The sequence below is a fragment of the Pseudoclavibacter sp. Marseille-Q434 genome, from assembly GCF_050315415.1.
GTDB lineage: Bacteria > Actinomycetota > Actinomycetes > Actinomycetales > Microbacteriaceae > Pseudoclavibacter.
On sequence record NZ_JBNPQH010000001.1, the window covers coordinates 111,180 to 129,175 of the forward strand.

Below are 17,996 nucleotides of genomic sequence, written 5' to 3' on the forward strand. Positions count from 1 at the left end.
ACGGGTGCGCCCGGCAGATGCATCTGATCGATGCGCCCACCGGGCCGCGCGCCCAGGCGGTCAGTCGCGCGTCGCGACGACCCTTGTGAGCGTGATGCGGGTCTGCTTCTTGGGCAGGGCTTTGCCTTCGCGGCGATCCACGTACTCGGTCTCGCTGACGCGGAACGTGCGGCCGGGGCGGTGGGGCGTGTGCAGGTCGGGGAAGACCCCGCGGGCGACCTGCTCGAGCAGCTCGAGCCCTTCGGCCTCTGTGCCGACTGGCTCGGAGTGCCCGAGCTTGGTGCCGACTGCGCTGATGCTCACGGTCTCGGTGATGACAACATACTGCTCGCTCATGCTGATCCTCCAGTGCTCGGCCGGGGTGCATCCCGACACCTTCACGCTACGAGGAGGAAGGTGGCGGGCGCTTCGGCCGTGCGGCGGAGTTGCAGCGGGATCTGGCCGAGCGGTTCAGCCCTGAGGCTGAGCCTGGCGCTGCGCGTCGAACGAGGCGAGCAGCTGCTCGACGCGCTCCGTGATGACCTCGCTGCCGTATTCGGGGACGGATGCGATGGTGCCGTCGGCGGCCAGGAGGAGTGCTGCGGGGGTGGCTTCGGCTTCGAAGTACTCGGTGACCGCCTTCGCCCCGAAGTAGGTGGAGGGGAGGGCGCTCGGGTAGCTCTTCTTGATGGAGGCGCGGCTGGAGGAGGTGGCGACGATGATCTGCGCGTCGTCGCCCATGCGCCGCGACCAGTCGCCGATCTGGCTGAGCACGGGGCCGCAGGAGCCGCATCCGACTCTCGCGAAGATGAGGATGGTCGTCTTGCGAGGGATGACGACGAGGTTGTAGAGCAGCTCGGGGGAGCCGTCGCCCGACACGAGCTCGAGGTTGTGGGGAATCATGTCGCGCGCGCTCGGGTCCGAGATGAGGTCGGGGCCCTGCTCGACGAGTTCGAAGTCCTGCCCGGAGCTGGCCGCTCCGGCCGTCGACGTCACGGTGGGAGCCGGTGTCTTCACGAGGCTCGCGACGATGCCGAGCAGGGCGGCGATCGCGATCGCGACGAGCCACATCCAGTCGGCCAGCGAGAAGAGGGCCAGCTGGGTCGGCACGCCGAGGGCCATGCCAGGGATGACCGTCGCGAGCAGGGCGGCCACGGTGAGGCCGGCGTTGCGCCAGATCGTGATCTGGCTGACCGGTTCGGTGCTGAGGGCGCCGAAGCAGTTGCAGTCGACGGCCTGGCGCTTGGCGACGCTTCGGGCGACGACGGCGAGGTAGGCGGCCATGAGGAGGGTGCTGAGGCCGGCGGCGACGAGGTACGCGGGGCCGCTCAGGAGGAGGAGTGCTGCCCCCAGGATGATCTCGCCGATGGGCAGGGCGACGGCGGTCCAGGGTTTCCGGAGCGCGGCGGGTACGCCGAAGGCGGCGAACGACTGCAGTGTGCGGGAGCGTTGGGGGAGCTTCAGGGCTCCGCTCGCGATGAGCACGCAGGCGACGAGAACAGGGAAGATCACGAAGGTGGGAAGCACTCGTTCATTATCGCTGGTGTGCGGCGCGTCGCCTCGTCGAGCTTGACCGTCGGCTCGGCGGCGTCGAAGATCGACGCATGCGCCTGAATTCCCTCGATGTGGTGCGCGGCTTCGCGATCTTCGCCATGATCATCGCTCACACGGTCGTGTTCTTGGACGACCGCGAGCCGCGGGCGCTGGAGGTGCTGTTCCACTTCCTCAACGATGCGGCGTCGCCGCTGTTCGCGCTGGTGATCGGTGTGACTGCGGGCTACCAGCTGCGGGAGGCTTCGCGGTGGGATGCGCGCCGGAAGAGCTTCTTCGCGATCTCGTGGGTCATCAAGTCGATCGTGCTCATCCTCGTTGGCCTGCTGTTGAGCATCAATTTCTCTGGCGTGCTCATCGTGTTGGACTTCCTGGGCATCATGATGCTCGCGGCGACCCCGTTCCTCTTCCTTCCTGCGGCGTGGTCTGCGGGTGCTGCCCTGGTGTTCCTGGCGGCGGCGCCGCTCGTGAACGAGGCTGCCCGCAACTGGGCGCTCACGTCGGCGTTCTCGCCGACGTCGATGTACGACCCGACGGCGCTGCTGCTGGATTGGACGGTGCTGGGTTCGGCGTACCGCCTCACGAACTTGCTGCCGATGCTGCTGATCGGCTTCCTGCTGGCGCGGTGGCAGCTCGGCGATCTGCGCCGTACGGCGTGGGTGTTCGGCGGGGGAGCGGTGCTGCTCGGTGCATCATTGCTCATGCGCCGTTGGGAGGAGGCGACGACGGGGGTCGCCCAGTCCGGTTCGTATGGTGATGAGGCTCGTGATCTCGGGCTCGCGCTGCTCGCGTACGCGGGCATCCAGCTGCTCGGTGACTTCTCGGGTGAGCGGATGCGCACGTGGTTCGCTCGGCTGACGAGGCCGCTTGCCGATATGGGCACGATGGCGTTCACGATCTACTGCCTGCACGTGCTGATCCTGACGGCGATCTGGTCGCAGCTGCTGCTCGGCGAGGAGAACTGGCTGGCTGGGCCGGGGCTGATCTACCGGCAGCCGGAGGGTGTGCTGACGATGGTGGCCATCATGGTGGTGTGCATGCTGTTCGCCACGCTGTGGCGCCGGTATCTCGGGGTGGGGCCGCTGGAGCGGGTCATCGGCGTGCTGTCGCTCAGGCATCCGCCGGAAACATTGCTTGCAGTTCCTTCCGCTTCGACCAGGCGATCCGAACCAGCTCTTCAAGCACCTCGAGGTTGAGGGAGGAGAAGCGGCCGGCCCAGATGCAGTCCTTGCCGAGCTTCACCTTGCCGAGCTGCTCGATGAGGCCCTCCGGGGCCCACATCTGCAGACCGTAGATGGACATCGACGCTTTGCGCGGTGAGAACCCGAGGATCATCGCGTCGCCCGAATGGCCGCTCTCGTATGTGTAGTGGTAGCTGCCGTAGCCGATCATCGTCGGCCCCCACACGACGGCTTCCTCGCCCGTGGCCCGATCCATGATCTCCTTCAGGATGCGCGCATCTTCGCGCCGCCCCGCGGGCTCCGCCTGGTCGATGATGAGATCGGGTGAGACATCTGACGGCTTCGTCTTCGTTTCTGCCATGACGAGAGTATGGACCCAGCCGCCGACAAAACGTGTCCCAGCGGCGCTGAACCCTGGTCACGATTCGCGATAGGATTCCCCACGGTCGCCGCACTCCAGGCGACTGTGGGGCCTGTAGCTCAGTTGGCAGAGCATCGGACTTTTAATCCGCGGGTCGTGGGTTCGAGCCCCACCGGGCCCACTTATTCCACTCGCCTTCTCCTTCTGGCCTCAAAGGCTTATCGTCATCCGTCTCTCCGATCAGGTAGGCGACGGACGTGCCCAGAGCCTCGGCGATCCCTACAATTTCGAACAGATACCAGCGGCGGTTTCCGCGAAGCTTCGAACTGATGTTGGGGCGCGCGACGCCGATCGCATCGGAGAGGTCTGACTGGCGCATCTTGCGACGCCATAGAAGCGCAACGATGCGTTCCGATGTCAGATCTCGATCTTCGCCTTGGCTTGGCGTCTGTTCTTCCTCGATACGATTCGCGCTGCTCATGCGTCGATAGTACCTCAGTGGGACTTCCGTGCGCATGTGGATCCTATGGGTCAGTGGTTGACGCAGTGTACCAATGTGATCATCCGTGCTACTTTTCGTACATGCCACAGAACCTAACCGTCGCTCAGGTGGCGGCGCTGCTCGAAGTCACACCCATCACGGTGCGCCGCTGGATCAAGCGCAAGAAGCTCCCTGCCAAGCAGCTGTTTGGCGGCAACTGGCGTATCTCGCGTCAGGAGCTTGAGGGCGCTCTTGATATCGCGTTCACGGATGAGCAGATCGAAGCGGTGAAGCAGGCATGAGCGCGCGCACCTTCCACGTGCTGAACGAGGTCACTCTGGCCGCGACCGTCCTCGCGATCCTCGCCGCGGTCGTGTGCGCGTTCATGGGGCAGACAAATGGTGCCCTGATCGTCGCAGCGGGTGTCTCGCTCCTGGTTGGGGCCGGTGCCGTGGCTGCGAACGGGAGCCTCGAGAAGTACCGCCCCGCTTGCGAGTCGGCGGTGACGCGATGAGCGCGCACCTGGTGGCGATCGATGGGCTCGCTGCGGATCCCGAGTTCGTCGCGCTGTGCGATCACCTCTTCGATGGTGAGCCGCTGATACTTCCGCACGCGTACCTCGGGCACGAGCAGGCAACGTCGCCCGCGGCACACGCGCATGTCTCGCTCTCTGTCGTCAACGGCCAGGGCGTCGGCCTGACCCGCCACCCCTACAACGGTCGATACGCGGTGAGCGTGGAGGACCAGGGCCACCAGTTCTGGGCGTCGGTCGATCGCCTCGCGCACGACATGGCATGCGAGGAGTGCTGGACCCGTCTATGGGTTCCGATGAGTGAGCGCGCAGCGCAAGCGGGTCCCGGTGAAGGCATCTACGGTCTCGCGGATCTCGGCAGTGCTGTTTTCTCCGTGGACGCGGAGGACCTCCGATGAACGAGGGGCGCGAGCTGAGCGACGACTTCGTTGACGGCCTGGAAGCGATGCTGAAGTTCTTCCTGATCTCCCTTGCGGTCGGTTCCATTCTGGCCGCGGTCGTCTTGGGCGTCATTCTGGGCAGCGCTGCAGGCGACGCTCTGGTCACGTACCTTCCGGTGCTCTCGTGAGCGGCGTCAGCGTTCGCGCTTCGTCGCCGGTGCTCGCGTGGACGGTCGCTGCGGGTGTCGTGGTGCTGGCCGGGTCGAGCTTCGCGCTCTCGTTTAGTGCCCTTGCGGAGCTGGCTGTTGCGTCGGGCGTTCCCGAGCACCTCGCGTTCCTGTGGCCGGTCATCGTAGACGGCTTCATCGTCGTCGCGACGCTGGCTGCGTTCTCGTTCAGCGCTCGCCCGGGACGGGTGCAGTTGTACCCGTGGATGGCGCTGGGCGTGTTCGCGATCGTCTCGGTCGCCGGGAACGCGCTGCACGTGCAGACCCTCGCGCCCGGAGTTGTCGTGGTTGCGGACTGGATCGCGGTCACCGTGGCCTCGGTGCCGCCCGTGGCGCTGCTCATCGCCTCGCACCTGCTCGTGGTCATGATCTCCGGACGCCCAGACGCTGCCGAGCTCGCGTCGACCGATCCTGCGCCTTCGCGCGCGTCTGAGGACGTTGACTCAGAGCAGCTTCCGGATCGGCTCACGCGCGACATGGAGCCCGAATGGACTTCCGGCGAGTGGACCCGCGAGGCACCGACTGCTGGGTTCCCGGAGGGGCACCCCGTTCTCACGCTGCACTCGGACTGGGTCCCGGACGCCGAAACGCCGACCGCGGCGGATGCGCCGGCACAGGGCGAGGCCGACGTGGAGACGCCAGACGCGGACATGGCTGACTTTCTGCAGGTGCCCGAGCGGTTCTCCGCGCAGGGGGTGCGCCAGCCGGGGCCCGTCGCCCCGGCAATGACGGACGATGACCGCGCACCGATCTTGGCGCAGTCCGCGAGCCAGCCCGCCGTCACCCGTGCCGAGGCAGCGCCGTCCGCGGATCTCGAATTGATCCGCGATCACGAACAGCAGGGCGGGGAGCTGACGGCGAAGGCCGTTGCAGTGCTGCTGAACGTTTCCGAGCGCACCGGGCGGCGAAAGCTCGCCCAGTACCGCGAACTCTCTGCCTCCTAGGGCAGGGCCCAAAACAGCCGCACGCGTCGCGTCCGGCATGCCAATGAGGGGGCGTCATGACCATCACACCATCCACCACGACCGCACCAATCGAACTCCCAGAACTCGCCGCGCTCCGCTCGCGCACCTTGCCGATCGTGCTCGGCGTGCACGTCGACCGCCGCTTCGAGCAGCTCGGCTTGAACGCGCAGGCCCGGTTGCAGCGCGGCGAGCTTCGTGCGCGGTCCTACGACCACGAGCTCCCCGCCGCCCAGGCGCAGGAACTCGCGTGGCTCGAGGCGGACATCCTGCGCCGCCACGTTGAGGATCAGCGCGAATACCTCGAGCTGTATCGGCTGGCCGCGCAGGACGTGTTTCGGGAGCACGGCATCACTGCCCCAATCGAGGCGCTGAACATCAGCGGACTCCCGGGCGGGGCCTGGCAGTTCGAGAACACCCTGATCCGCTCGCTCGCTGAGCAGGCCCACGAGCGGACGCGCCTCCCGATGACCTGGGAGCCCGCCGACTACAGCGAAGGCTCTCCTGCAGACGCGCTCGCGCTCGACGGCTTCGACTACCTCTCCCGCGCCACCCGAACCCTCGCCACGAGCAGCGGCACTCCGGCTCTCGAAGCCGCACCCGCTGCGACTTCCGCGACGTACGCGTTCGAGCTCAGCGAGGGGGAGCTGATGCAGCTCGCCATGCTCCTCGGGCTCGTGAGCACTCGTGAGCGCGCCATCGCCGCAGATGGCGACGCGATCGCGCGCCGCATCGAAGCCGCCGCCGACTCCGTGCTCCACGCGGAACGGGCGGATCCTCGCTCGTCCCGGCACTAGCCATGCCCACGCACCTCATCACCGCCACCAAGACCTGGGAGCCCCCAATGATCCGATTCGCCCGCGCTGACAAGCCGGCCTTTCCCGCCTCGCGCGCCGAGGCAGACCGACGCGCGCTCGAACTGGCCGACGTGCACGAAGTCAGCAACGTCCTCGAGCACGTCGAGATCCGGCCCGCCACGCACGCCAGCGACCCGCGCCCGCAGCACGTCGACGTGCTCCGCTGCATTCCCACCGCGGGGACCGCGCACGCCGACGCGCTTTGGGTGCTGGAGCAAGAGCCCTACCAGCGCACCCGCGTGCAAACGGGCGTGCGGTTGCCGTGGGAAGCGCGACGCTTGGCGCAACTCGTTGCCCGCACCGTGGCTATCAGCGAGGCGCTCGACAAGCATGAGGTGGCAACGCTGGCCGTGCGCAGCGACCTTGACCTCATCTGGGCGCAGGGCACCTCTCACGACGTCGGCACTGAGGAGACCACCCGCCGGGCAGGACGTCCACTCCGAGCGTCCCACCACGACCTCGTCGCGACCGTGCGCCGCAACTTCTACGACGACGAGACCGCCGTGCGCCGCCTGATCGACGGCGTCCAGATCACCTTCGCCTGGTCGACGGGAGACGCCCTCACGGGGCGCATGTTCCTGCCCTCCCGCGCCTGGATGGGACTCACGAGCCCGCTCCGCGGCATGGACGTCATCGAGCACCCGATCCGGGTGCTGCCTGCGGCGCCCTACCGGCTCAGGAGCGACCGCGCCGACGCTCGACGGCTCCTTGCCTCAGTGCGCCGCACCGAGCCCGGAACGGTCGCCCTGCAGCGCCACAGCATGCGCCACCGAGCCTCAAACGCCAGCCGCTGACGACATCCGAACGCCCCCGCATTCATCGACTCATCAAGGGACAGACAGTGACCGAAGAACCCCTGCAGGGAGAGTTCCTGCGTGACGAGCTCGCGATCGACCGCGAGTTCTCCCAGGTGCGCAACTGGTGGGTGCGGTACCCGAAGATCGTCGGCAATCCGCTCTCGATCTACTTGTTCATCCGCTCTCACAGGGCCGGTTACCGGCTCACGCAAACGTCCGTGCGTGAGCAGCTCGGGCTCGGCAAGGACGCGTTCCTGAAAGCCCGTCGCTGCCTCGAGGAGCAGGGGTTCCTGGAAGTGCTGGACTACGTCTACCCGGCAGGGTCAAGGGACGGCCAGGGGCGATCCATCGGCGGTCATCGACTCAAACAGTTCCGACTCCTCGACCCGCCCAAACCAGTCGAGATGAGCGCCCAAACAACGTCCCGTGAGGCCACGGAGGAAAACCCGCCGAGGGTCCGAGCAGCCTGTGGACAAACCAAGGAGGATTTTCCGCCGAGGGTTGCCGCGACGTCCTCGCGTGGAGCCATGGAGGATTTCCCGCCAAGGCTCGTTCCGCACCAGGGCGCGGCAGAAGCCATGGAGGAAAACCCGCCGAGGGTTGCCGCGGCCTGTGGACAACCCAAGGAGGGAAACCCGACGTCGGGTTTCCCGCCTCTTAAAGAAGACCAAGATAAAGAAAACCAAGATCACTCATCATCAGTTGAGAACGTAACTCCGGAAGCCGTCGCGGCTTCGCCGGATGATGATGATTCGGATCTGAGCTCGTGGTTCGTGGATCTGGTTGCTGGCCGTGCGCAGCTCGTCGGGGTGCGCGTCGATGCCCGTGCTGTGCTCGAGCGCATCGCTCGCCAGCACCCCAGCATTCCGAGCTTCGACCTCGTCGCAGCAACCGTGGAGATCCTGAAGCGCGCACGTCTCTCAGGAACCCCGATCAAGCATCGAGACGGGTACGTTGCCTCGGCGCTGTCCGCTGACCTCGCCACGTTCGTCCGCAACTTCCCGGTTACCGCAGCACCGGCCGCGGCCCTCGCGGCACGGCCAACGCAGTCGGGCTTCGGAACGACGGCGCACGCGGCAACACGAGCATGCGAGGAGCGCGGCCACCGGTTCGTGATCGGCCCCGCGCACGATCGCTCCTGCGACAGGTGCGGGGCTCGCGAGCTGGACCTGCAGGCGGAGCGCGACGCCGCCCACGCAGCGGCGCAGCAGCAGTGCGCAGCGTCCGGGCATGACTGGGCGCAGCCCACGCCGCACCGGGTCGGCACGATCGCCGCGGGCACGATCCTGTGCCGCCGCTGCGACGTCGCCGCGTCCTCGAACCGTCAGGCGGTGTCCAGATGACGCTCGCACCCGACCGGCCAACCGTGGCCGCGCCCAGCGTGGAAACCCTCCACCGCGCCGTCGAGGAATGCCGGGGACGGGTCGGCGCGCGCGTCCCGGACCATCTGGTCGATGACGTGCTCTCGCTGACGCTGATCGAGGCGTGGAAGAAGGTCGCCACGTTCGACTCGACCCGCGGTCAGGTCGAAGCGTGGGTGTGGGGTATCTGCCACAACATGATCCGCAAGGCCCTCAGGGATGCAGGGCGTGTGGGGAGGATCGCGGAGGCCGCCGAGACGAACCGCATGCACAGCCAGCGCTCGTCCTCGGACCCGCAGCACCTCCTGACCGAACGCTATGACCACGTTGACTGGATGCAGCGCGTGGCTGAGTTCGTCGGCGACGAGGACTGGGACGTCATGCTCGACCTGGCCTTGACTGACGAGCATCCGAAGGACGTCGCGGACCGTCACGGTCTCTCGCTGCGCAAGGTGCAGGTCGTGCGCCAGCGGTGCGAGGCCATTGGGCGCGTCGTGCGCGCCGCCCAGGAAGCACCGTTGCCGAACCTGCACGCCGAGTTCCGGGACGCCGCTGTGGCGTGCGTCCCGCTCGACGTGTTCGACGCGGACCGAGTGCTTCCGCTGCTCAATCGCCACGATCTGAAGGCCTCGTCCGCGGACGAGCTCGCCGCGGAGCTCGGCGTCTCGGTGTCCACTGCGCGCCGTCTCCTCAAGGGCGTGCGCGAGCTGATCGATATCGCCTTCACCGTCCTCGACCAACGCTCACTGACCCGGGAGTTCTCATGACCACGCCCACCACTCTCCGCGACCGCATGCGCGAGCTTCGACGCTCTCGCAACGCGCAGCTGCTGTTCGTCGCACTCGCTGCGTCGCTGATCATCGCGCTGGCGGCGCTGCTCATGAACTGGAACCGCACCAGCAACGAGACGGCCCCGGAAAGCACGGAGACCGCGGCTGCTGCCGCGTCACCAGCGCAGACGCCCATCGGTGTGCGGGCGACGCCCGATGCCCCATCCGCTGCGCCCTCGGGAGTGCTGCAGCGCACGGTCGACGGGCTCATCATGCCGCCTGTCACAGGGGACCCTGCCGAGTACGCGTCGGCGGCAGCGTTGGCGCTGACGAACTACAACACCGGCCAGGTGTCGCGTGATCGCGTGCTCGAGAACTTCGTCACGTTCACGCAGCCCACGGACTCGTACGTCGGTCCCACGGCCCCCAACGGTGCGCAGAGCTTTGTGGATGCGGCCTTCCGAGAGAAGTCGGCGCTCAACCGCGGGGGCAAGTTCTTGCCGGCCGAATCGGCGTTCGAGCAGATGTGGCAGAACGGCGGGTGGATGACCTCTGAGGTGCGGTCCGTGCGCGTCGACGGGCAGCACGTGTCCTGGCCGAGCTGGGAGCCGAGCTACAACGACGCCGACGAAGGCTACGCCCTCGTGACCGTTGAGCTGGCAACGCTCGTGGGGAACGCAAGTGGTCTCACCACGGAGGGCACCCAGTGGGTGAGCTTCGAGCTTGACTGCGACGAGGACGACGCGGGTCAGCGCACCCAGTGCGGCGTCGTGCTGCTGGCCAACGAGGTCGTGCAGTGAAGCTCATGGTCGCTGCGAAAGCGGCCCAAGCGCTGAACTCGCCCACCACGCGACGCGCGGTGCTCGGCGTCGGATTCATCGGCCTTGTCGGGCTCCTCGGCACCGGTTCGATGCTCGCGCAGGCAGTGTCGGCGGGGATCACGGTTCCCGCGCTGCCGGGAGCACCGACAGCCCCAGGTGGTGCCGCGTGCGCGCCCGGCGCATGTGTGGTCTCGGAGTCCGAGCAGGAAGCGGCGCAGCAGCTCGCCGCAGCGATGGCAGCGGGACGTCTCGTGTTCCTGAACGGTCCGGGCGACGCATACGGGCAGCAGATCCTCGGCATGGCCGACGGGTCCGGATCCTGCCTGATCCAGCTGCCTGCCCTGCAGCTCATTCAGATCGCGCTCAACATGTTCGACTCCGTAGGCATCAGCGACCTCAACCGCGCCTGCACCGGCGATCTCCCGGGCTCCTCCGGGTACTCGGCGCACTGGGTGGGTCGCGCGATCGACTTCTACTCCTTCAACGGGGTCGCCCTCACCGGAGCAGACACGTACAGCGTTCAGTACGTCAACGCGGTCGCCGGGATACTCCCCGCGGGCAGCCAGATCGGGCAGATCAACGCACGGATCGCAAACGGCACCTACTTCGACATCCCGGGCGTCTCGCAGATCGACGACGCCCACAACCACTTGCACGTCGACGTCGGACGCTCCGTCACCGACGGCCTGCGCCTCTAGCCAGCTTTCACCTCACCATCACCACCAACCGCCGAGAAAGGCACCAACCATGTTCGAACTCATCACCGGAATCTCTGACCTCGCCCTCACCGCCCCGACGACGGTCCCTGACTGGTCATCCGTGATGTCCATCCCGGAGGTCAAGCCAGACCTGAGCAGCTCGTTCGCGCAGGCCGCTCTGCGCCTCACCACGATTGTCGCGGGTGTGGCCGTGATCCTGTGCATCCTCGCGCTCGCCGTCTGCGGCGTTCTGATCGCCACGAAGGGGCTCGGCAACGCACGCGTGCAGGAGGGTGCTGCGACCGCCTCTCTGTGGGTGCTCGGCGGGCTCGTGATCCTCGGTTCGCTCACGGGCATCGCTGGCTTCGCCATCGGTTTCAAGATCTTCTAACCCACCCCCTCTTCAAGCCCGGAAGGGGCAACGCATGGACTGGCTTTGGAACTCCGACGGGGCGCTGACCTTCATCTGGGACTCCACTCGCGACATCATGGAATGGACCCTCGACTGGGGCAGCGTCAGCCCAGGGACCGCCGGGTGGGCGGCAGCCAGCCAGCTGGCCGGGTTCTGGATCGGGCTGACCGCGCTGTTCGTCACCACCGGAGTCGGCGCGTTCGGCATCGCTCGAGGCGTGATTACGAACAAGCACGACGAGGCATGGCGAGCCGCCCTCGGGATGGCGTTCGCCGTGCCCGCCGCTCTCGTCACGATCTGGTTCATCGCGGAAGTCCTGAAGCTGCTCGAGTTCATCCCGGGCATGCTCACCGACCTCAACGACGACGTGCCCGCCGTGGAAGGCATCATCCAGTACTACGGACTGAACGAGGACTCCGATCTGCTGCTGGACATGACCGCGGGCAACGTCTTCGCGGCCATGACCAACGGAGTCCTCAGCTTCTTCGGGTTCTTCACCCTTGGAGCTGTACGCCTGGTGCGGGGGCTGGGGATCATGGCCCTGGTCGCGTTCGCCCCGTTCGTGTTCACGATGCTTCCCATACGTGAAGGGTCGGATGTCCACCGCAACTACACGATCTTGCTCACCGGCCTGCTCCTGACCGATCCGATCCTGCTCGGCATGATGCACATGCTCACGTTCATGGCCAAGGTGATCGAGGACCCGTGGAGCACCGACGGGCTGCTGCTCTCCTTCGGGCTCGCGATTCTCGGGATCGCGCCGATGGCCGTGCTCGGCATCTTCTCCTGGGCCGGAGCCGACCGCGACGCGGGTGGACACTCCACCTCGCGCGGACTCGAGCGCGGTGGACGTGCGGTCGGACGCGGCATCCGAACAGCGGCCCCCGTCGTGGGACGCGGTGCGACCGCCGCCGCTGGTGCCGCCGGACGCGGCGTGCAGACCCTGGCGACGAAGACGAAGTCCGGCATCGGACGGCTTCGTTCCGGAGGGCCTGGTAGCCGTGGCCGCTCGGGTGGGGGAACACCCGGCACGCCGGGAGCCGGCGGCAAGCCTGGCGGGGCGGGCACTGGCAAGCGACCCTCGCCCGGTCACTCAAAGCCCGCACCGTCGCCGGGTGGCGGGAGTCCCAACAATCCCGGACCCCGAGGCGGATCCCCGGGTGGCGGGTCGGGTTCGCCAGGCGGAGGCAGGCGCGGACCAGGTGGCGGCGGGCCCCGGACGCCGCCGTCATCGCCGCAACCACCTCCGTCTCGTCCAAAGCCCTAACCGGGCACACCACCAGTAGCTCGAGGGGGCATCACGATGTACGACGACTACGAGGAGCGCAAGTTCGCGTTCCCACGCCTACCGAAGCAGGGCATCATCCTGCACCTTCAGATGGAGAACCTCATCGTCACCGCAGTCGGCATCGTGCTGCTGCTCATCTGCGTGTACGCGACCGGTCAAGGGCCGCTCGGCGCGCTCATCGGGTTCCCGTTCTGGTTCCCGTTTGTCGCGATCGGGCTCGTGACGATCCGATCAACACCATTGCCCGTCATCGTGTGGAGAGAAATCATGTTCCAGTTCAGGAAGCTGCGCCGCCGCAACACATACGTGCTGCGCCCCGACGTGCCAGTGCTGTCCGAGATGCGCCGCGAAGGGACGCTGCTGCTCCCGGGACGCCTGCAGAACGCACGCCTGCTGGAAGCAGACGGTATCGCGATCGTGCACGACGCAGGGCAGCGCACCGCGACGATGATCGCCACCGTCGTTGCCCCGTCCTTCACGTACGCCGCACCCCGCCGCCAGGACGCGATGGTCGCTGGTCTTTCGTCCGTCCTGCGCGGGTGGACGCTGCGCCCCGGCATCAAGCGGTTCACGCAGATCGCACGCACCTCGACGGGATCCGTCGCGGCTGAGCGAGCACACGCGCGGGATCGAGTCTCCTCGCGCTCGAGCCTCGATGAGGCGCGCGAGTCGTACGAGGAGATGCTGACGTTGGCGGGCAACATCGTGCGCTCGCACGTCACCGAGATGGCCATCACCCTCGATCTGTATGCCCTCGCGGGGCAGATCAAGAACTCTGGAGGCGGCGTCGACGGGCTGCGCCGCGTGGCCCTGCTTGAGGCTGAGGCGATCCAGGCGGCGCTGCGCGGGGCTGGGTTCGTGCGCGTCGAATGGCAGAGCCCCGCGGGAATCCGCATGAGCATCCGCAGCCTGCTCGACCCGGTGATGCAACCGCAGCTCATGGAGCGCGCATCTCGGGAGCCCGAAGCCGGTGTCGAGGCGGGCGGGGAGGCGGTCATGTACTTCGAGGAGCACCGCGACTTCGTCCGCACCGACAGCGCCGTGCACCGCGTGTTTTGGATCGGACAGCTCCCCGCCTTCGAGGTGCGGCCAGGCCTGCTCGACTCCATCATCTTCGGACAGCTGCCGGACGGTCGCCCCGTGCGGCACATCGCGAGCATCACGTCCGCGCCCGTGTCGATCGCGCGAGCCATGAAGCGCATCGAGAGTTCCAAGAAGTCTTGGATCGCGTCCGAAGGGCTGCGGCAGAAGCGCAACCAGATCACGTCCGAGGCGGACAAGCACGAGTGGGAGCTGCTCGTCGAGCAGGAACAGGCGCTCGTGGCCGGTCAGGGCGAGTTCGAGCTGTCCGTCTACATCGCGGTGTCTGCGACCGATATCGACGAGCTCGACCAAGCATCGTCCGCGCTGCGCACGCACATCTCGAACGCGGGCATGGAACCGCACGTCCTGGTGGCCCAGCAGGGGGAAGCGCTCATGATGTGCGCGATCCCCACTGGGGAGGGACTCGCATGAGCATGCGCGGGCAAGAAGCACGCCGCCAAGCGGTCGGGCACATCGACGGAGACACGAAGTCGCAGCGCCAGTCGCGCAAGCAGATCCGTGACCGGCTTCGGCAACCAGTGCAGCTCGAACGCCGCTCGTGGACGAACTCCGAACTTCCGACGGTCGCCCGCGGGGCCAAGCACGGCCCCAAGGTCGGTCAGCCCGAGTCGGGTGGTTTCCGGTCGACGCTGCGCATTAAGCCGCCGTCGCACCGGCTCACGTCGGAGGAGGTGGCCGCGTTCTGGCCGTACCTGACCGGTCAGCCGTGGCCGGCCATCGGACCGGCCATGGGTATCGACCTGGAAACGGAACAGCTCTGGTGCTTCGACCCGTGGGAGGCGTACAACCGGGCCTTGATCCCGTCGACGGGCGTGCTCATCATGGGCGGCTACCGGAAGGGGAAGTCCTGGTTCCTCAAGCGGTTCATCGTGTTGCTGGTGCTCTTCGGGCGCCAGGCCATTAACACGTCCGACTCCAAGGGCGAGCATGTCCGCGTCGCGCACGCGGTCGGCGGCACCGTCATCCAGGTCGGCGTCCCCGGCTCGCGCCTGCGCATCAATGCCCTGGACGGTGGCCACCGGCCACGCGGGTGGGACGCTGACCAATGGGCGGACGCGGTCCGGACACGGCGCAGCCTCGTGCTGCAGCAGATCGTGACCATCCTCAACTCGGGACTGCGCGCGATGACCTCCCACGAGCGCAACGTCCTCGACGTCGCGCTGGCCAACGTCGTGAGCGCGACCGGTGACCGGCCAACGATTCGCCTCGTGTGGCTGGAGCTGGCCGCGATCGCGCGCGGCGACGTCCTTGACGAGGAGATGGGCGACATGCGGGAAGCTGGCCGCGAATTGTGGGCAACGCTGCGCCGCTTGACCGTCGGGAACCTGTCCGGGATGTTCGAGGACGAATCGACCGTGGAGTTCGACGTCGACAGCCCGTACACCGTGTTCGACACGGAAGCGATGGCGATCCGCGGCGAGGACGCCCTCGCGATCGCGCAAGCGGTCACGCAGGCGTGGGTGATGTCGGTGCTCTCGGACAAGAAGTCCGGACGCAAGTTCGTGGTCGCCCGCGAGGAGGGGTGGCGAGACATGAACTCCGTGACCGCGCTCGAGGCGCAACGCGCGCAGCAGAAGCTCGCGGGTGAGCTCGGCATCGTCCAGTTGCTCGTCGTCCACGAGGGCGGCGACTTCGACGCGGTCGGCCCTGCAGGGTCGAAAGAGCGTGAGCTCGCGCAGCAGCTGGCGAAGGGTTTCGCGGTCAAGATCAGCTTCGCGCAAGAGATCGGGCAGCTCGCAGCGTCCGCAGCATCCGTCGGTCTCACTCGAGAACAGTCCGACCTCATCGCGGACCTCGAGGTCGGGGAATGCGTCGTCGCGATCGGCTCCACCTCAATCGTGCTGAACACCACCGAGCTCACCACCGACTGGGAGCGCACCTACTTCGACACATCGGGCTCCATGCGGGACAACCCGGCAACCGACAGCACACCCACCGGAACACAGGAGGTCCTCGCATGAGCGAGCAACACATCACCATTCGCGTGCCCATCCAACTCGGTAACGAGCTCGGTGCGGCCCTCGATCTGCTCGACGAGCGCCTGATTGGCCACATTCCCGCATGCCTGGTCGAACTCGATCGGTTGATCCTGGAGAACACACTTCGACCGCGGGTCATGGTCATGGTCGGTTGGAACGGCGAGCCTGGGCCCTGGGAGAAACCCCGAGACTTGACACCGGACGAGGAAGCCGAACTCGACCGCATCACCGACGAAATGAACATTCCATCTCCGGAACAGCTGGCCGAGGAAGCGAGAGCAGAGCGGTTCCGGGCCTTCTGTACGTCGAAACAGGAGGAGACGAATCGCTGGCTCGAAGAGTGGTTCCAGGACTACGCGAACAAGTTCCAACGTGACCTCGCGCACCACCAACGGACCCAGGGCCGAGGCCTGCAGATGGCCTTCAGACGGCACGAGGCCGGCGCATGAACGGCGGGGGAGAAGCGCCCTGGGTGCGCGTCTTCGTGTTCGTGCTCGCCGGGGCAGGAATCGTCGCCGGACTGTGCGTCGCATCGGTATTTATCGCGTCGCTGATCGCGTGCGGACAGACACCAGCCTTGCCATCGATGTGGTCAGGGTTCGGGTTCCTGATCCACGCCGACGGCTCGAGCCTCGAGCTCCCTGAGTCGTGCCACGGCCCGGCTGCAGGCTGGGGGCGCGGGCTGATCATCGGCGTCCTGGTGCTCATCAGCGCGGGGACCCTCGTCGGGTTCCTGCTGTGGGGGTCATGGAAGCAATCGGACGCGTACTTCGTGAAGCAGCTCCGCGGGCGCGACGGCCTCGCACGAGGGCGGGAGGTGCGCCTCACGTTCGGGGCGAAGACCCGGCTGAAGTCGGCGGTCACGGTGCGACCGACGCTGAAGAATCCGCGTCCAGAAGACGTGGCGATCCACATCGGCCTCGGGCACGGACGCAGCGTGTACCTGTCAGTCGAGGACTCCGTGGTGGTCGAGGGATCCCCGCGTTCCGGCAAGGGATTCCGACTCCTCATTGGCGTCATCATCGACTGGCCCGGCCCCCTGATCACCACGTCGACGCGCAATGACAACCTGGCTGCGACGATGAAGCGCCGCGCGAAGCTCGGCACGGTGACCGTGTTCGACCCGCAGGGGCTGTCTGGGATCGCGAACTCGATGAAGATCAACCCGATCCGCGGCTGCGACGATGCGCTGGTCGCGAGACAGCGAGCCGCCGCACTCATCGGCGGCACGGAACTTGGCATGTCGAGCTCGAACTCGGAGTGGGCGCAGGAAGCCGAGGTGCTGCTCTCGCGGCTGCTGATGGCGTGCGCCCTGGGCAAGAAAGACGTGAACACGCTCCGGGACTGGGGCGCGTCTCCTGACCTCGCGCGGCCAGCGGTCAAGATCCTCGAGAACCAGGGCCCTCCCGGATGGGCGTCCGCACTCAAGACCGTGCTCGACGGCGACTCCAAGTTGCTCGGCTCACGATGGATGGGCGTCGCGGCCGCAACCGCACCGCTGCAGCTGCCAAGCGTCGCGGCCGCGATGTGCCCGACGGGGGACGACGACGAGTTCGACGTGCAGGCGTTCCTATCCGGGCAGAACACGCTCTACCTGATCGGGACTAGGTCAGGTGCGGGAGCCGCTGGCGGGTTCCTCGGCGCCCTGTTGGACGACGTCGTGGAGCAGGCACGCCGCAAGGCGCTCACCTCTCCCGGGAGTCGTCTGGATCCGCCGCTGGGGTTGGTGCTGGACGAGATCGCGAACATGTTCTCCTGGAAGGCGCTGCCGACGGTGCTCTCCGACGGTGGGGGCATCGGGATCTGGACGCTCGTCGTCCTGCAGGGGTTCTCCCAGGCGCGCACCGCGTGGAGCGCGGACGAGGCCGACACGATCTGGACGTCCGCGATCGCGAAGATCCTCTACGGCGGCGGGAGTGACGAGTCGCACCTGAAGGGGCTCGAGTCGATCCTCGGCACGCGGGAGGTGCGGACAAAGTCGCGGTCGGTTTCGATGCAGGGCAACTCCACGCAGCTCGGCATCGAACGCTTGCCCGTGCTCAGCATCGACGAGCTCCACCGCATCCCCACCGGGTACGGCGTGCTCGCCTACAAGAACAAGCGCGGCGTGCTCTTGGAGATGCCCGGATGGACGGAGCGAGCAGACGCTGACGACATCTCGACGGGTAAGAAGCAGACCGAAACGGAGCAAACGGACGAGTTCCGCCGGCAAGGCCGGCTGATGCCGCAGCCGCTGCAACTGGAGGTGTCATAGC

General features: G+C 67.1%; 22 protein-coding genes and 1 tRNA gene. 19 read left to right on the forward strand and 4 right to left on the reverse strand.

Features of this window, described 5'->3' with window-relative positions; translation table 11 throughout:
• Nucleotides 1-60 precede the first annotated feature (60 nt).
• Nucleotides 61-336, reverse strand: a complete 276-nt coding sequence (locus tag ACQFZP_RS00535; protein ID WP_104312661.1) for a hypothetical protein — start codon at nucleotides 334-336, stop codon at nucleotides 61-63.
• A 114-nt stretch (nucleotides 337-450) separates the two neighbouring features.
• Nucleotides 451-1,506: a MauE/DoxX family redox-associated membrane protein gene (locus tag ACQFZP_RS00540; RefSeq protein ID WP_211889994.1), complete on the reverse strand. Its 1,056-nt coding sequence runs from the start codon at nucleotides 1,504-1,506 to the stop codon at nucleotides 451-453.
• A gap of 77 nt (nucleotides 1,507-1,583) precedes the next feature.
• Between ACQFZP_RS00540 and ACQFZP_RS00545 the strand changes: the two genes are divergently transcribed.
• Complete coding sequence (locus ACQFZP_RS00545; RefSeq protein WP_211889995.1) at nucleotides 1,584-2,726, forward strand: acyltransferase family protein; 1,143 nt, start codon at nucleotides 1,584-1,586, stop codon at nucleotides 2,724-2,726.
• Here the strand turns inward: ACQFZP_RS00545 and ACQFZP_RS00550 are convergent.
• Entirely contained in the window at nucleotides 2,641-3,072 is a 432-nt protein-coding gene (locus tag ACQFZP_RS00550; protein WP_211889996.1) for a DUF1801 domain-containing protein, read from the reverse strand. The genes ACQFZP_RS00545 and ACQFZP_RS00550 overlap by 86 nt on opposite strands.
• 108 nt (nucleotides 3,073-3,180) lie before the next feature.
• Between ACQFZP_RS00550 and ACQFZP_RS00555 the strand changes: the two genes are divergently transcribed.
• Nucleotides 3,181-3,253 (forward strand) — tRNA-Lys (locus ACQFZP_RS00555).
• On the opposite strand, the gene ACQFZP_RS00560 is transcribed toward ACQFZP_RS00555, so the two are convergent.
• On the reverse strand, nucleotides 3,215-3,589 hold the full coding sequence (locus ACQFZP_RS00560) for a helix-turn-helix domain-containing protein (RefSeq protein WP_374100751.1): 375 nt from the start codon (nucleotides 3,587-3,589) through the stop codon (nucleotides 3,215-3,217). The two genes, ACQFZP_RS00555 and ACQFZP_RS00560, sit on opposite strands and share 39 nt — an antisense overlap.
• 65 nt (nucleotides 3,590-3,654) lie before the next feature.
• Between ACQFZP_RS00560 and ACQFZP_RS00565 the strand changes: the two genes are divergently transcribed.
• The 17 genes from ACQFZP_RS00565 to ACQFZP_RS00645 are packed head-to-tail and all read left to right on the forward strand — an operon-like array spanning nucleotide 3,655 to nucleotide 17,995.
• On the forward strand, nucleotides 3,655-3,855 hold the full coding sequence (locus tag ACQFZP_RS00565; RefSeq protein WP_211889997.1) for a helix-turn-helix domain-containing protein: 201 nt from the start codon (nucleotides 3,655-3,657) through the stop codon (nucleotides 3,853-3,855).
• Complete coding sequence (locus ACQFZP_RS00570; protein WP_211889998.1) at nucleotides 3,852-4,067, forward strand: hypothetical protein; 216 nt, start codon at nucleotides 3,852-3,854, stop codon at nucleotides 4,065-4,067. Before ACQFZP_RS00565 ends, ACQFZP_RS00570 begins: the two co-directional genes overlap by 4 nt.
• Nucleotides 4,064-4,483, forward strand: a complete 420-nt coding sequence (locus ACQFZP_RS00575; RefSeq protein WP_211889999.1) for a hypothetical protein — start codon at nucleotides 4,064-4,066, stop codon at nucleotides 4,481-4,483. The genes ACQFZP_RS00570 and ACQFZP_RS00575 overlap by 4 nt, the downstream gene beginning before the upstream one ends.
• Nucleotides 4,480-4,653: a hypothetical protein gene (locus ACQFZP_RS00580; RefSeq protein WP_211890000.1), complete on the forward strand. Its 174-nt coding sequence runs from the start codon at nucleotides 4,480-4,482 to the stop codon at nucleotides 4,651-4,653. Before ACQFZP_RS00575 ends, ACQFZP_RS00580 begins: the two co-directional genes overlap by 4 nt.
• Nucleotides 4,650-5,636 carry a DUF2637 domain-containing protein gene (locus ACQFZP_RS00585; RefSeq protein WP_211890001.1) on the forward strand — a complete coding sequence of 329 codons (987 nt, stop codon included), beginning with the start codon at nucleotides 4,650-4,652 and terminating at the stop codon, nucleotides 5,634-5,636. Before ACQFZP_RS00580 ends, ACQFZP_RS00585 begins: the two co-directional genes overlap by 4 nt.
• A gap of 56 nt (nucleotides 5,637-5,692) precedes the next feature.
• Nucleotides 5,693-6,451: a hypothetical protein gene (locus ACQFZP_RS00590; RefSeq protein ID WP_211890002.1), complete on the forward strand. Its 759-nt coding sequence runs from the start codon at nucleotides 5,693-5,695 to the stop codon at nucleotides 6,449-6,451.
• Nucleotides 6,452-6,498: 47 nt separating this feature from the next.
• Nucleotides 6,499-7,305 (forward strand): hypothetical protein, encoded by an 807-nt coding sequence (locus ACQFZP_RS00595; RefSeq protein ID WP_211890003.1) that lies wholly within the window; start codon nucleotides 6,499-6,501, stop codon nucleotides 7,303-7,305.
• A 47-nt stretch (nucleotides 7,306-7,352) separates the two neighbouring features.
• Nucleotides 7,353-8,651, forward strand: coding sequence for a hypothetical protein (locus ACQFZP_RS00600; RefSeq protein ID WP_211890004.1), 1,299 nt, complete (start codon nucleotides 7,353-7,355; stop codon nucleotides 8,649-8,651).
• Complete coding sequence (locus tag ACQFZP_RS00605) at nucleotides 8,648-9,436, forward strand: sigma-70 family RNA polymerase sigma factor (RefSeq protein WP_211890005.1); 789 nt, start codon at nucleotides 8,648-8,650, stop codon at nucleotides 9,434-9,436. The genes ACQFZP_RS00600 and ACQFZP_RS00605 overlap by 4 nt, the downstream gene beginning before the upstream one ends.
• Nucleotides 9,433-10,239 (forward strand): hypothetical protein, encoded by an 807-nt coding sequence (locus ACQFZP_RS00610; RefSeq protein WP_211890006.1) that lies wholly within the window; start codon nucleotides 9,433-9,435, stop codon nucleotides 10,237-10,239. The genes ACQFZP_RS00605 and ACQFZP_RS00610 overlap by 4 nt, the downstream gene beginning before the upstream one ends.
• Entirely contained in the window at nucleotides 10,236-10,958 is a 723-nt protein-coding gene (locus ACQFZP_RS00615) for a hypothetical protein (RefSeq protein ID WP_211890007.1), read from the forward strand. Before ACQFZP_RS00610 ends, ACQFZP_RS00615 begins: the two co-directional genes overlap by 4 nt.
• Nucleotides 10,959-11,007: 49 nt before the next feature.
• Nucleotides 11,008-11,349 (forward strand): hypothetical protein, encoded by a 342-nt coding sequence (locus tag ACQFZP_RS00620; protein ID WP_211890008.1) that lies wholly within the window; start codon nucleotides 11,008-11,010, stop codon nucleotides 11,347-11,349.
• Between the two features lie 34 nt (nucleotides 11,350-11,383).
• On the forward strand, nucleotides 11,384-12,637 hold the full coding sequence (locus tag ACQFZP_RS00625) for a hypothetical protein (protein ID WP_211890009.1): 1,254 nt from the start codon (nucleotides 11,384-11,386) through the stop codon (nucleotides 12,635-12,637).
• 36 nt (nucleotides 12,638-12,673) lie between these two features.
• Nucleotides 12,674-14,173: an SCO6880 family protein gene (locus ACQFZP_RS00630; protein WP_211890010.1), complete on the forward strand. Its 1,500-nt coding sequence runs from the start codon at nucleotides 12,674-12,676 to the stop codon at nucleotides 14,171-14,173.
• A complete protein-coding gene (locus ACQFZP_RS00635; protein WP_211890011.1) occupies nucleotides 14,170-15,723 on the forward strand; it encodes a hypothetical protein in 1,554 nt (517 codons plus the stop codon). The genes ACQFZP_RS00630 and ACQFZP_RS00635 overlap by 4 nt, the downstream gene beginning before the upstream one ends.
• Complete coding sequence (locus ACQFZP_RS00640; protein WP_211890012.1) at nucleotides 15,720-16,190, forward strand: hypothetical protein; 471 nt, start codon at nucleotides 15,720-15,722, stop codon at nucleotides 16,188-16,190. The genes ACQFZP_RS00635 and ACQFZP_RS00640 overlap by 4 nt, the downstream gene beginning before the upstream one ends.
• The gene (locus ACQFZP_RS00645; protein ID WP_211890013.1) at nucleotides 16,187-17,995 is read left to right on the forward strand and encodes a type IV secretory system conjugative DNA transfer family protein; all 1,809 of its coding nucleotides are present in this window, start codon (nucleotides 16,187-16,189) and stop codon (nucleotides 17,993-17,995) included. The genes ACQFZP_RS00640 and ACQFZP_RS00645 overlap by 4 nt, the downstream gene beginning before the upstream one ends.
• Nucleotide 17,996 lies beyond the last annotated feature (1 nt).

Coding starts and splice junctions, on each gene's coding strand:
- ACQFZP_RS00590 (WP_211890002.1), top strand. CDS start 5,693: ATGACCATCACACCATCCACCACGACCGCACCAATCGAACTCCCAGAA.
- ACQFZP_RS00570 (WP_211889998.1), top strand. CDS start 3,852: ATGAGCGCGCGCACCTTCCACGTGCTGAACGAGGTCACTCTGGCCGCG.
- ACQFZP_RS00605 (WP_211890005.1), top strand. CDS start 8,648: ATGACGCTCGCACCCGACCGGCCAACCGTGGCCGCGCCCAGCGTGGAA.
- ACQFZP_RS00535 (WP_104312661.1), bottom strand. CDS start 336: ATGAGCGAGCAGTATGTTGTCATCACCGAGACCGTGAGCATCAGCGCA.
- ACQFZP_RS00620 (WP_211890008.1), top strand. CDS start 11,008: ATGTTCGAACTCATCACCGGAATCTCTGACCTCGCCCTCACCGCCCCG.
- ACQFZP_RS00640 (WP_211890012.1), top strand. CDS start 15,720: ATGAGCGAGCAACACATCACCATTCGCGTGCCCATCCAACTCGGTAAC.
- ACQFZP_RS00625 (WP_211890009.1), top strand. CDS start 11,384: ATGGACTGGCTTTGGAACTCCGACGGGGCGCTGACCTTCATCTGGGAC.
- ACQFZP_RS00635 (WP_211890011.1), top strand. CDS start 14,170: ATGAGCATGCGCGGGCAAGAAGCACGCCGCCAAGCGGTCGGGCACATC.
- ACQFZP_RS00630 (WP_211890010.1), top strand. CDS start 12,674: ATGTACGACGACTACGAGGAGCGCAAGTTCGCGTTCCCACGCCTACCG.
- ACQFZP_RS00645 (WP_211890013.1), top strand. CDS start 16,187: ATGAACGGCGGGGGAGAAGCGCCCTGGGTGCGCGTCTTCGTGTTCGTG.
- ACQFZP_RS00580 (WP_211890000.1), top strand. CDS start 4,480: ATGAACGAGGGGCGCGAGCTGAGCGACGACTTCGTTGACGGCCTGGAA.
- ACQFZP_RS00595 (WP_211890003.1), top strand. CDS start 6,499: ATGATCCGATTCGCCCGCGCTGACAAGCCGGCCTTTCCCGCCTCGCGC.
- ACQFZP_RS00560 (WP_374100751.1), bottom strand. CDS start 3,589: ATGCGCACGGAAGTCCCACTGAGGTACTATCGACGCATGAGCAGCGCG.
- ACQFZP_RS00610 (WP_211890006.1), top strand. CDS start 9,433: ATGACCACGCCCACCACTCTCCGCGACCGCATGCGCGAGCTTCGACGC.
- ACQFZP_RS00550 (WP_211889996.1), bottom strand. CDS start 3,072: ATGGCAGAAACGAAGACGAAGCCGTCAGATGTCTCACCCGATCTCATC.
- ACQFZP_RS00575 (WP_211889999.1), top strand. CDS start 4,064: ATGAGCGCGCACCTGGTGGCGATCGATGGGCTCGCTGCGGATCCCGAG.
- ACQFZP_RS00545 (WP_211889995.1), top strand. CDS start 1,584: ATGCGCCTGAATTCCCTCGATGTGGTGCGCGGCTTCGCGATCTTCGCC.
- ACQFZP_RS00565 (WP_211889997.1), top strand. CDS start 3,655: ATGCCACAGAACCTAACCGTCGCTCAGGTGGCGGCGCTGCTCGAAGTC.